This window comes from Phreatobacter aquaticus, from assembly GCF_005160265.1.
Lineage (GTDB): Bacteria > Pseudomonadota > Alphaproteobacteria > Rhizobiales > Phreatobacteraceae > Phreatobacter > Phreatobacter aquaticus.
This window is the reverse complement of sequence record NZ_CP039865.1, coordinates 1,534,674-1,546,507: the sequence shown is the minus strand read 5'-3', so window position 1 is coordinate 1,546,507 and position 11,834 is coordinate 1,534,674. Positions and strand designations below refer to the sequence as shown.

The 11,834-nt window shown below is 63.2% G+C and carries 10 protein-coding genes and 1 tRNA gene; 5 read left to right on the top strand and 6 right to left on the bottom strand.

All coding sequences use genetic code 11. The annotated features are described in order from the left end of the window. Positions 1 to 168: 168 nt before the first annotated feature. From E8L99_RS07210 to E8L99_RS07200, 3 genes are all read right to left on the bottom strand, one after another. Positions 169 to 1,152 (bottom strand): hypothetical protein, encoded by a 984-nt coding sequence (locus E8L99_RS07210; protein WP_137098904.1) that lies wholly within the window; start codon positions 1,150 to 1,152, stop codon positions 169 to 171. A 241-nt stretch (positions 1,153 to 1,393) separates the two neighbouring features. Then, positions 1,394 to 2,977, bottom strand: coding sequence for a tyrosine-type recombinase/integrase (locus tag E8L99_RS07205; RefSeq protein ID WP_137098903.1), 1,584 nt, complete (start codon positions 2,975 to 2,977; stop codon positions 1,394 to 1,396). 87 nt (positions 2,978 to 3,064) lie between these two features. Next, positions 3,065 to 3,139: transfer RNA gene (locus E8L99_RS07200), tRNA-Thr, on the bottom strand. 199 nt (positions 3,140 to 3,338) lie between these two features. Between E8L99_RS07200 and E8L99_RS07195 the strand changes: the two genes are divergently transcribed. Then, a complete protein-coding gene (locus E8L99_RS07195) occupies positions 3,339 to 3,590 on the top strand; it encodes a hypothetical protein (RefSeq protein WP_137098902.1) in 252 nt (83 codons plus the stop codon). A gap of 160 nt (positions 3,591 to 3,750) precedes the next feature. Further along, a complete protein-coding gene (gene murA / locus E8L99_RS07190; RefSeq protein ID WP_137098901.1) occupies positions 3,751 to 5,040 on the top strand; it encodes a UDP-N-acetylglucosamine 1-carboxyvinyltransferase in 1,290 nt (429 codons plus the stop codon). Between the two features lie 4 nt (positions 5,041 to 5,044). Here murA and E8L99_RS07185 read toward each other — a convergent pair whose 3' ends face one another. Beyond that, positions 5,045 to 7,003, bottom strand: a complete 1,959-nt coding sequence (locus E8L99_RS07185; protein WP_137098900.1) for a putative bifunctional diguanylate cyclase/phosphodiesterase — start codon at positions 7,001 to 7,003, stop codon at positions 5,045 to 5,047. A gap of 263 nt (positions 7,004 to 7,266) precedes the next feature. Between E8L99_RS07185 and E8L99_RS07180 the strand changes: the two genes are divergently transcribed. The 3 genes from E8L99_RS07180 (at position 7,267) to E8L99_RS07170 (ending at position 9,173) form a co-directional block, all read left to right on the top strand. Further along, complete coding sequence (locus E8L99_RS07180; protein WP_137098899.1) at positions 7,267 to 7,545, top strand: PilZ domain-containing protein; 279 nt, start codon at positions 7,267 to 7,269, stop codon at positions 7,543 to 7,545. 116 nt (positions 7,546 to 7,661) lie between these two features. Next, positions 7,662 to 7,910: a hypothetical protein gene (locus E8L99_RS07175; protein WP_137098898.1), complete on the top strand. Its 249-nt coding sequence runs from the start codon at positions 7,662 to 7,664 to the stop codon at positions 7,908 to 7,910. A gap of 168 nt (positions 7,911 to 8,078) precedes the next feature. Further along, positions 8,079 to 9,173 carry a winged helix-turn-helix domain-containing protein gene (locus E8L99_RS07170; RefSeq protein WP_252511287.1) on the top strand — a complete coding sequence of 365 codons (1,095 nt, stop codon included), beginning with the start codon at positions 8,079 to 8,081 and terminating at the stop codon, positions 9,171 to 9,173. A gap of 3 nt (positions 9,174 to 9,176) precedes the next feature. Here E8L99_RS07170 and E8L99_RS07165 read toward each other — a convergent pair whose 3' ends face one another. Together E8L99_RS07165 and E8L99_RS07160 are read right to left on the bottom strand one after the other, a co-directional pair. Continuing rightward, entirely contained in the window at positions 9,177 to 10,715 is a 1,539-nt protein-coding gene (locus E8L99_RS07165) for a hydantoinase/oxoprolinase N-terminal domain-containing protein (RefSeq protein WP_137098896.1), read from the bottom strand. Further along, positions 10,712 to 11,794, bottom strand: a complete 1,083-nt coding sequence (locus tag E8L99_RS07160) for a DUF917 domain-containing protein (protein WP_137098895.1) — start codon at positions 11,792 to 11,794, stop codon at positions 10,712 to 10,714. Before E8L99_RS07160 ends, E8L99_RS07165 begins: the two co-directional genes overlap by 4 nt. Positions 11,795 to 11,834 lie beyond the last annotated feature (40 nt).

Sequence of the window (11,834 nt, the reverse complement as noted above, 5' to 3'; positions counted from 1 at the left end):
CCTTGGCTCAGCTTCTTCAGCACGGAGCCGGGGGTATTGCTTACAGGTTGGTTCGGAGCGGCGTTACCGGCGCACTTCTTTTAACTACTCTCTTTCTAATATACTCTATATAGAGAAACGGTAACGAATCGCTGCACCAGCCTCCCGGCGATGAAGTGAAGTTTGTTGCTAGCCTTCCACATTCTGGGATGAAGCTACCATCCCAGTCAGGATGCCCGCGGACGTGCGGTCGAAGCCTTCGGCATGGAGGATTGAACGAACCCGCCGGATGTGGTTCTGCGCCTGCCGCCTCGTACAACCTTGCCCTGTCGCTCTGAAGATCCGACGAGCAAAGTCGGCTTGGGATGGCTCTCGATCGAGCTCATCACAGGCGTCAAGCCAGACAAGCAATGCGGCGGCGATATTTGGAACGGCTTCAGGGCGCACCTGGCGACTTTGGGGAGTGTCTCGAGCGATCCATGCGGTAATTCGGTGCTCTGCCGCGTCACGGGCACCGGGCGCGAATTCTATGGGTGCATCCGTGGCGTGGCTGCCTGTGTCTTCTGTCATTTCGTCCAGTGGCGTCTGGCTATGCGCTTTCTGTCTATGACGATATGCGGCTTGCTTTGCACGGTTACGCGCCGCTTCGCGCTCACCTGGTGTACTGAACTCTCCAGTATCCCACGATTTGAGCACCTTCAGACGGTCAATTCTTCGACTCTCAGCCCGGATAGCCTCCGCGCGGACACGCCATTCCGCGATCCTAAGCAAGATCAGCTGGTTCGCAGCAGGAGCGCTTGGTACTTCGCCATCAATTGCTTCGGACGCTTGGGGGGCAATTGCGATCGGCCTGCACTCAGTTTGGTCTCCGCACGGGGAGATTGACGACGCCTCCGCTGTCGCGATAGCGGCCATGCGCTGCGCCCCCAGCTTGTCGACACGATGTCGGACGCGCTTCTCGAACACTGAGGGCTCGTCAATGGCAGTTTCAGCAGCTAGCCGCTTCTTTTCGAGCTCGTCAGCATACGCCTGTAACCCGCTCTCCAGAGGGCTGGGCTGATCCGCGGCCTGCGAGACGTATCGTCCGGCCTCCACGTCAGCAACATGGGCTCGCAATAGCGCCAGGAGCGGCATACGCTCAGTCGATGAATGCGAAGCAATGGGTTGTGTCATCTGATCTCCTTTCGAGCGCGCAGAGGTCAGACGCTCCCTTCAGCTTATAGCGTTCTCGAGACAGGTAACGACGCCAAAGCTCGCCTGAAGGCATCTAGATGGGGTAAGGATGATGACAGTCTCGCTCGGGAGACCCGCTTCATCCCTCTGATCAGTCAGGCACATTTCTAGGACTTCGTCGTCATTCGAGGCTACGGAATTTTTTGACGATGCGGCGCGATCAAGGGGGCCGCATGCCCGCCTAGGCTTGCTCGTCCTCGATCACGAAGCGAGGGAAGAGTTCGATCGCGCTCTTTTTTGCCTTGAGCGAAATGTCCCCGTAGCCATCGCCTGCGGTGCGGGCTGCATGCCCTTGAAGGGCATCAAGGACGCGAGGGGCCACGCCAATCTCCCGCCCGACCGTCTTCAGCCGATGACGCCAGCCATGACTTGGCTGGACGCGCTTGTCGAGGCGTCCAAGCGACCTGACCCAACTCGAGATCTTACCGGCAACCATTTTCGAGGGGTGCGTCGTACCCGTACGGCTATTGTCGCGATAGAAGAGCGGCCCATCCGGGAGCTCTGCGACGAACTCCATGAACCCGATCTCGACTAAGTGGCTGTGGATCGGAACGTCGAGGTAGCGAGCGGTCTTAGTAGAGCCAGCGTCGGGTGTGATCCTGATGTAGGGGATTTCTCCATCGACAATGTCCTGCTTCCGGAGCTGCGTGATCTCGGTGATCCGCGCGCCGGTATACGCGCAGAGAAGCGGGGCCCAACGTCTCGCAGCGCTGGTTTGGGCAAGCTCGCGCCCTCCCTCCTCGACAGTGCTGCGAGGCTGGTAGTTCCAGGCGGCGCGCAATACCGCCGTCGCCTCCTGATCATTGTAGCCCCTCTCGCGGCCGAGGACTTGCCGCGCTAGAGTCACCTTGATGTTTGTCACCGGATTTCGGTCGACGAGTTCGTTGTCCTCCGCCCAACGATATATGGCACGCAGAGCACCGAGGTAGACGTCCTTGGTTGTCTTGGAGCTTAGGGACTGAAGGAGGTGATCGCGCCAGCGCAGCACATCCTTTCGTTCGACAAGGTTCGCATTGTCATGTTCGATGAAGCGTACGAACTTTTCGACGACAGGTGCCCACAGTCTCGCGGCAACTTGCCCTTTACCCGCCTTCTGGCTCTGCTCGACGTAGGCAGCGAACAGGCCACGTATTGACACTTCCGCCGGCTGGTTCGCCGCCTCAGATGACTTCGGGGCTAGGAAGTCCGGGACACCCTTGTCATCCAAAGTGCCTTCGTCCCGATCCTGGACCCGGGCGAGAAGATCAATCTCAGCTCGAGCCCATAGCCTCATGGCGTTCCGCCACTCTGTGCTCCCAAACGCTCCCGGGAGCTCACTATTCTGACGCAGCACTTCAACCCAGTGGCTAAGGGCTGCTCCCATCTCGACATTCGTCGCGCGCCCCGCGGCGATCTTTCGCAAGATCTCTATTCGACCGTGGTTGAGTTCACTGTTCGCATAGTCCGGCCCACGGTTTCGATAATCGTCGTCCAGCGCCAACAGCGCCTCATATTGCTCCCTAGCGACCTGTTCTGGCGAACGCGGCCTTACGATCCTGCGCGGCGCCTTCTTCCGGCGATCAAGCACCTGCGCTTCAGCGTCTTCAATCTGATGTTCAAAGTCGGCGAGCGCCCCGTGAAGACGCCGAATAGCGATCGCTCGCTCGCCTCCCAGAGGCGTTCTCAACTCACGTCCGAGAAGCTCGCGCAGGTGAACCGGCACGACGCGACGCGCAAAATACCGACCGTCGCGATCGAGAAGATTTCTGATTTTGGTTGTCATCATTGCCAAGTTTGTAACGAGTCTTGTAACGGCAAGATGCCCGAAAACGCCCTTGGATCAAGAGACTTCAATCATTTCAAAGGGAAAGACTGGTGCTGCGAGACAGGATTGAACTGTCGACCTCTCCATTACCAATGGAGTGCTCTACCACTGAGCTACCGCAGCGTGACCAGCGAAGGCCGGGCAAAACGCCCTGCCTGTGATCGGGACGCTTCCCTGCCACACAGGATCGGCGGATGCAAGGCCTGCGGGCCAGAACTTGTGGCCCGCTGCAATGCATTGGCATGCGCTACAGGTCCGGCGTGATCCCCGGTCGTTGCAAACAATCTTGCCGCGCATTCCCGTCTGGGTGCATTTTGGGGTCATGACTCACGAATCGTCCGGCTCGGATGGCCCGGCAGCAGTGTCGCCGGAGCCTGACGAAGACATCCGCCCGGCAGGCGTTGTCCTGCCCGGTGCCGGTACCGTCCAGCCAGCCCTATCTGCCGCTGCGCCGCCTGACAGCCTCCGCCAGACACGAAGCGAACGGCTGGCTGCCCAGCTCAAGGCCAACCTGAAGCGACGCAAGGCGCAGCAGCGCGCACGGGCCCAGGCGCCTGACGAGGACCGTGGCTAGCCTTGCGATCAGCCGGGACAGGATGCGGCCACAGGTCGTTCCTTGTTTCGCCGGGATTGGTCAGGTAGATCGACGTCGGCGGGCCGGCGGTACTGCTGTCCCCTGCTTGCGCGGATGACGGTCGCCGTCCCCGCGCCGGCACACGCACTGGAGGCTCGACATGGATCGCATCCGTATCACTGGCGGCCGTGAACTCAACGGCACGATCCCGATCTCGGGTGCGAAGAACGCCGCGCTGCCGCTGATGATCGCCTCGCTGCTCACCGAGGACGAACTGACGCTGACCAATGTGCCGCGGCTGTCCGATGTCTCGAATCTTGCGCGGATTCTCGGCAATCACGGCGTCGACGTGACCATTGCCGGCAAGCGCTCGGGAGACGACGTTCTGATGGGCCAGACGGTTCGCCTGGCGGCGCGCTCCATCGTCGATACGACGGCGCCCTACGAGCTGGTCTCGACCATGCGCGCGAGCTTCTGGGTGATCGCGCCGCTGGTCGCCCGCATGGGCCGCGCCAAGGTGTCGCTTCCCGGCGGCTGTGCCATCGGCACGCGCCCGGTCGATCTCTTGCTGATGGCGCTGGAGCGCCTCGGCGCCAAGATCGAGATCGATGCCGGCTATGCGGTGTGCGAGGCACCGAACGGCCTCAAGGGCGCCGAGATCGATTTCGGCAAGGTCACGGTCGGCGGGACCCATGTGGCGCTGATGGCGGCAACGCTTGCGGACGGCACAACCGTCATTCGCAATGCCGCACGTGAGCCGGAAGTGACCGATCTCGCGGAATGCCTGATCAAGATGGGCGCCCGGATCAAGGGGCTTGGGACCGATACACTGGAAGTGACCGGCGTCACCCGCCTGAAGGGCACGCACCATGCCGTGGTGGCCGACCGCATCGAGGCGGGCACCTATGCGATGTGCGTGGCCATGACCGGCGGCGATGTCCTGCTGGAAGGCGCGCGGCCCGAACTGATGCAGGCGGCGCTCGATGTCCTGACCCAGGCGGGTGCCGAGATCAGCGCGACCAATGCGGGTATCCGGATCAAGCGCAACGGCGCCGGCATTTCACCCGTCACCGTGACGACGGCGCCCTTCCCCGGCTTCCCGACAGATCTCCAGGCCCAGCTGATGGGCCTGATGACCCGCGCCCAAGGCACGTCGCGGATCACCGAGACCATCTTCGAGAACCGCTTCATGCATGTCCAGGAACTGGCGCGCCTTGGCGCCCATATCCACCTGGACGGGCAGACGGCGACAATCGAGGGCGTCGATGTGCTGAAGGGCGCGCCGGTCATGGCGACCGATCTGCGCGCCTCTGTCTCGCTGGTCATCGCAGCGCTTGCCGCCCAGGGAGAGACGCTGGTGAACCGCGTCTATCATCTGGACCGCGGGTTCGAGAACCTGGAGGCCAAGCTCGCTGCTTGCGGCGCCCAGATCGAGCGCATTTCCGGTTGATGACTCAGCTGGCCATGGCCCGAGGCGCGATGGAGTGAGGGCCGTGCCGGGTGAAATGATCTGCGACGCCGGCTGACGGGATCGGCTTCGAAAAGAAATAGCCCTGCATCAGGCGGCATCCCTGCTCGCGCAGGATGGCCTTCTGCGCTTCGGTCTCCACGCCTTCCACAACGCAGTCGAAGTCGAGATTTCGGCAGAGGTCGACAATAGTGCGCACGACCTGCCGGCCAGCGGGGTCGTTTTCAAGCTCGATGACGAAGCTTCTGTCGACCTTGATCTTGTCGAGCGGCAACTGGCGGACACAGCTCAAACTCGAATAGCCGGTGCCGAAATCGTCGAGCGAGATGCGCGCGCCCAGCGCCTTGAGGGCATTGAGACCATCGCGCGCCTGATCGAAATCGAGCATGACGGCCGTCTCGGTCACCTCGAAATCCAACCGCGAGGGTGGGAATCCGCTCTCGCGCACGATGGCCAGAACACCGAGGATCGAAGCCGGTGAGCAGATGTCGAAGACCGAAAGGTTGAACGACAACCGAACGTCGCCAGGCCAGTCGCATGCGTCTGCCAGCGCCTTGCGCAGCAGGACCGGCGTCAACTGGCTCATCATGCCTGAGCGCTCCGCCGACGGGATGAAGACAGCCGGCGAGACGGGGCCCAGCGAGCAGTTGTTCCAGCGCGCGAGCGCCTCCATGGCGTAGGTCATGCCGGTGTCGACATCGACAATCGGCTGGTAGGCAACCCACAATTCTTCCTGCAGATTGGCGGCCCGAAGCGCCTGCACCACGTGGCTCGCCTCGTGGATGGCGGTCTCGTGTTCGGCAGCGAACAGGACCACACCGCCCTTGTTGTGCTGCTTGGCATGGTACAGCGCGTAGTCCGCGCGCTCGAACAGGTCTTCGGCGGTTTCTGCGGCTTCGGGGAACGACGCAAAGCCCACGGATGCGCCAAGCTGCACCGTCATCATCTGGAAATCGAACGGCGCGCGCAGCGCCACCGCCACTGTTTCACCGATACCGGCCAACTCGGCATTGTCGGCGTAGTGCTCGACGATCATGCCAAACTCATCACCGCCAAGACGCGCGAGGAATATGGACCGCGTGGAGACGTCAGCCAGTCGCTGGCCGACAAGGGCGAGCAGATCGTCACCGGTGGCATGGCCATAGATGTCATTGATCGGCTTGAAGCCATCGAGGTCGACCACCCCGACCGCCAGCGTCGAGCCGTCGCGCCGCGCCGTCGCCATCTTCTGCCCCAGCTCGGCGAAGAAGTAGCGCCGGTTCGGCAGGCCCGTCAGCATATCGATGTTGGCATTCATGAAGTTTTCGTCGCTGAGCATCTGGGTCTCAGCCTGCTTGTCGACCAGCACGCGACGCTGGACGATCATGCTCACGAAGTCGTCGTAGTTGCGGCGGAGCAGGAAAAGAATCAGCACTCCGACCAGCAGAATGTTCAGCGCGACGGCCGTGTCGACGCGATTGCCGGTCTGACTGAACACCATGATGAACGGCACGATGACCATGGCGAGCAGAATTCCCGGCGCGGTCTTCAGGTGCATGAGGCACAGGCTGCACGCGATGAGCGTGACCGACAGGTAGATCGCGATCTGGCTCTGCATCTGGGCATCGCCATAGGGCATCAGGGACAGAGCCCATATCGGGAAGACCAGGCCCAGCGCAGGCGCAACGATCATCACGCCGCGCATCATGGCCGCGGCCGCGACGGGATCAAAGGCCAACCGCCGACGGCGGTCCCACTGCACCGCGCGGACGAAGGTCGCAAGAATCATCAACCCAGGCAGATAGAGCGTGAGGAATGCCGGCGCGACATGCAGATGCGTCCATGACACGGCGGCCGTGTTGATCGCCACCAGTCCGTACATCAGGGGGATTCGGGTGCTGAGGGCCTGCACCTGCGCCTGCAGCAGATCGGGGTCGTCGCCTGGCACCGCAAAAACGCTACGCAACCACTTCAACACGATGCCCCCGAGCCCGTCCTTGGTTCAGATCGGCATTTACACAGACAAATATTGAGATCGGCTTAAGGTTGTGCACCTACGTAAGGTGGCACCTGATCTGGCCTCGGGCAGGCTGATTTTACCGACATTTCGATCGCCCCGTCAGGCATCATGCACAAATGGCTGTGCTACCATTTGCATCAAGTCTTGCTCATACAAAGTCATTGTCGCTTAACTGAAATGGATCCGGATTCTGGAGTGCCACGACGCCAATGGCAACGCCATCAGACAATCGCCGCACAGCGCGCCGAAGCGTTCGCTATCGCGCCACGATCGAAAATGTCCTGGATGGCAGCCTGATCCCCTGTCAGATTCATGATGTCTCGGCCACCGGAGCCAAGCTTCAGGTGGCGCCAGGCACCGACATCCCCGAGCAGTTCGTCCTGCATCTGGCACCTGGCGGTGCCTCTCGCCGCGTCTGCAAGCGTGTCTGGCGGGACGGCAACGTGCTGGGCGCACTGTTTATGAGCGACGGTGCCATCACCGGCTGACCTGCCACGTAAGGCGCCTATGGCGAATTCGCAGTTGTAGCCCAACCTGTTCTGTTGACGTTAGGTTACCTTCGGCTGTTCTATCCGCTTCGTCAGCGTCGAGCCAAGCGATTCCCATGACTGTCATCCGGTTTCCGCGCCCCACCGAACATCGCGGTCGCGACCTCTCCTCCGACGTCATCGGGGATGAGTTGATCGAGCTCGCGCACCGGCTCGCCCATCTCGGGCAGAAGATCGGTGATCAGCCCGAACTCGCGCAGACAACAAAGCTCAATATGCTCGCCTCGCTGTGCACAGCCAATGTCCAGATCAAGGATGTTGCCATGACCTATGTGAAGGCACGCAAGGTGGATCGTGCACCATGACGCGCGCGGGGTGACGCGCTAGGGTCTGCGGCTCATTACCGGAGCCCCTCCGTGCCACGCAGATCAAGCAGCATCTCCCTCGCCGAGGCGCGCCGCATTGCCATAGCAACGCAGGGGTTTGGGGCCGACCGACAAACGGGAGAAGCCGACATCGGTGATCTCCGCCGCATGATCGAGCGCCTCGGTGTGGTCCAGATCGATTCGGTCAATGTCATCGCCCGCGCCCACACGCTGCCTGGCTTCTCGCGGCTCGGCCGCTATCAGACGGCCGATCTCGACCGGCTCGCCTACCAGGGCCGCAAGCGCAAGCTGTTCGAATATTGGGGCCATGAGGCCTCCTACCTCCCCGTTTCGCTGCAACCGTTGTTTCGTTGGCGGATGGACCGCGCCGCCCGGGGCGAGGGCGTCTATACCGGCCTCGCGAAGTTCGGGCGCGAACGGCAGGACGTGATCGAGAAGGTCCGCCAGGAAATTGCCGATCGCGGACCATTGGCAGCGGCGGAGTTGTCGCACGAACACAAGGGCGAGGGCGGCTGGTGGGGCTGGTCGGAGGGCAAGCGTGCGCTGGAATGGCTGTTCTGGGCAGGCAAGGTAACGACCAGGACTCGCAGGGGCGCCTTCGAGCGGGTCTATGACCTGACCGAGCGTGTTCTGCCGCAGGAGATTATCGACCTGCCGACGCCTGAGCCAAGGGATGCCCAGAAGCGGCTATTGAGCCTTTCCGCCTCTGCCCTCGGCATCGCGTCGGAGCGCTGCCTGCGCGACTATTATCGGCTCGATGCGGAGGATGCCAAACCGCTATTCGCGGAGCTGGTGGAGGCGGGAGACCTCATCCCCGTCTCGGTCGAGGGCTGGCCGAAACAGGCCTACCTTGCGCCGGGCATCCGCATCCCCCGCAAGGTCGAAGCGCGCGCCCTGCTCGCCCCGTTCGATCCGCTGGTCTGGCAACGCGAGCGGGCCGAGGCGCTCTATGGCGTTCGCATCCGACTGGAGATCTATACGCCGGCGCACAAGCGCACCCACGGCTACTACGTCCTGCCGTTCCTGTTGGGCGACACGCTCGCGGCCCGGGTTGACCTCAAGGCGGATCGTCCGGCCTCCGTGCTGCTAGTCCAGGCGGCCCATGCCGAAGCGGGCTTCGAGCCGGCGCGCGTTGCTGAGCCGCTTGCCGCGGAACTGAGGCTGATGGCTGACTGGCTTGGGCTCGAGACGGTCCGCTACCAGGGCCGCGGCGATCTCGACGCAGCCCTGAAGAGCCTGTGAGCCTCAACCGCTCGCGACATCTCCCACGACGCGCACGCGCACCCTGAGCGAATTGCCCGGCAGATAGGCGATCGGCATGTCCTCGGTCTCGATCGTCTTGAGCGTGGACCTGTCCGCACCTGCGGCCACCGCGCGATCCGATGCGACGGCTGCCGCCGCGTCCAGCGCGTCGTTGCGGGTCATGTCGCGGAAGATCTGGTCGCATTCGCCGGACACCTGGGCGATGGCCGCGCCGACCGCATTGGCGCAGTCGCCATGCTCGACGCGGACCACGCGCGAGACGCCCTCAAGCGTGTCGGGAATGAGGAAGGCGCCGCCACCAACCGCCAGCAGCGGCACGTCACCTGCCTCGGTCTTCATCATGTCGACCGTCACCTCGACCATGCGCTTCGCCTCGTCGAAGACCTTCGCCACAGTGTCCTTGTCGAGATGGGCAACCTTCGCCTTGTCACCGAGCGGCAGGATGCCGGCAGCAACAGCGACATCGGTGGTCGTGAGTTGGCCGCCGCCAAAGGCGATGCCGTCCGTGAGCAAGCGATAGCCGACCGAGAGCGGCCCGATCTTCACTGGATCCAGCGCGACATGGCTGCCGCCGCCGAGCCCGAAGGACATCAGGTCGGGCATGCGGAATAGGGTGCGCACCCCGCCGACCTGCACGACGGAATTCGCCTCGCGCGGGAAGCCATTCTTGAGCTGGCCGATATCCGTGGTGGTGCCGCCGACATCGGCGACCATCGCGTCGTCGAGTCCTGAGAGATAGGCAGCGCCGCGCATCGAATTGGTCGCACCGGAGGCGAAGGAATAGACCGGCAGCTTCATCGCCTGATGGGCTTCGGCCACTGTGCCGTCATTCTGGGTGATGAACAGCGGTGCGTCGATTTTGCTGTCGCGGATCGCCTTGTCGAAGGCGGCGATCGTATCGCGGGCGAGATCGGCGAGCGCTGCATTGAGCAGGCCGGCATTCTCGCGTTCCAGCAGGCCGATGCGGCCGAGGTCCGACGAGCAGGTGATGATGGCGCCAGGGTTTTCGGCCGCGACGATTTCGGCCGCCTCGCGCTCGTGGCTCGGGTCGAGCGGCGAGAAGACCGAGGAGATGGCGACGGCCTTCAGGCCCTTTGCCTTCATCTCGCGAGCGGCATTGGTCACCGCCTCGCGGTCGAGCGGCATGAAGGGCCGGCCGTCATATTCGTGACCGCCCTCGACCATCCAGACGCCGCCGCGCACCAGGGTGGCGAGATCGCCCGGCCAGTCGCAGAAGGGCGGCAGCGAAGCACCCGACGGCATGCCGAGACGCAGCGCCGCGACCTTCGAGAGATGCTTGCGCTGGACCACGGCGTTGATGAAATGGGTCGTGCCGATCATCACGGCATCAATCTTCTTGCCCTGGAGCAGGCCGGTGGCGCCGAGGCGCTTCAGGGCGTCCAGGATACCGGAGGTCACGTCCTCCGTGGTCGGCGCCTTGACCGCGCCGGTAACCTTGCCGTCTTCGATCAGGACGGCGTCCGTATTGGTCCCGCCGACGTCGATGCCAATCCGTCTCATGCGAACACGCTCTTGAATTCGATGTCATAGTTGAAGGCCCGGGGGCCGACATGCTGAAGGCCCTTCGGCGTCATGAAGACCGGCGGGCAGGGCAGCGCGATCACGGTGACGCGCTGGCCATAGCGGATGGTCTCGGTGCCGACGGCTTCGCCAGTGACACTGTCCAGCACGCAGATGAGGTCGGGCGACATGGCGATCGGCTCACCATCCTGCCAGGCGACGATCCATTCGTTCTGGAAGGCGAGCTCCATGGAGGTCGACTTCCACTCATCGATGCCGTCGAAACGGGTGCGGCCGCGCAGGAACCCTTCGGTTGCCCGGCGCTCCACATCCATCACCTTGCCGCGATAGAGCACCTTGCCGGGCTCGACCGACAGGATGGCCGCAATCGGGTCCTCGTGACGGCGCTGCGCCTCACGCACGGCGTGGCCGATCTCGATCGCCTTGGTCGTGGTGCCATGGATGCCCCAGTCCTTGACCTCGCGGCCGGTGCGCGGCGCCTTGCAGGTGGAGGCGATGGAGCCGTACTCGACGCAGATCTTGCGGCTGACCCGCTCCATCCATTTCCAGGTCGGTACCTTCTCGACAACCGATTCAAGGCCCCGGCAGTCGACGGTGGAGAGCGGATAGGGCTTCAGGTCGCCGACAGCCACCGAGGTCATCTGCGCTTCCGGATAGGCGCGGCCCATCATGTCGGCATCGATCACCGGGCGGCCGAGATGGGCTGCCGCCATCAGCGGCTGAATGGAGTTTCCGCCACCGATCTCCAGCGCCATGATCCCGCGGAACCGGTAACCGGTATGGCGCTCCATCAGATCGACCGCGCGGGCGATGGTGCGGCTGTCGGTCAGCCGCTCCTGTCCGACCAGCGGCGCGCCCATGTTGGAGACCGCAGCCACCCAATCGTCGTCGGCAAGATCGGCCGGCTGCATCAGGCTGACGCGGTAGCCCTCGGCATAGAGGGCGCGCATGTTGAGCAGGCCGAGATAGGACGAGCCGCCGCCACCGGTGCCGAGGATCCAGGCCCCCACCGAGAGCGATTCGATGTCGTCGATGGAGAGTTCACGCAGGTCTGTCATGGGCGTCCGCGATCAAGTCGAGGGAAGGGTGGGCAGCCGC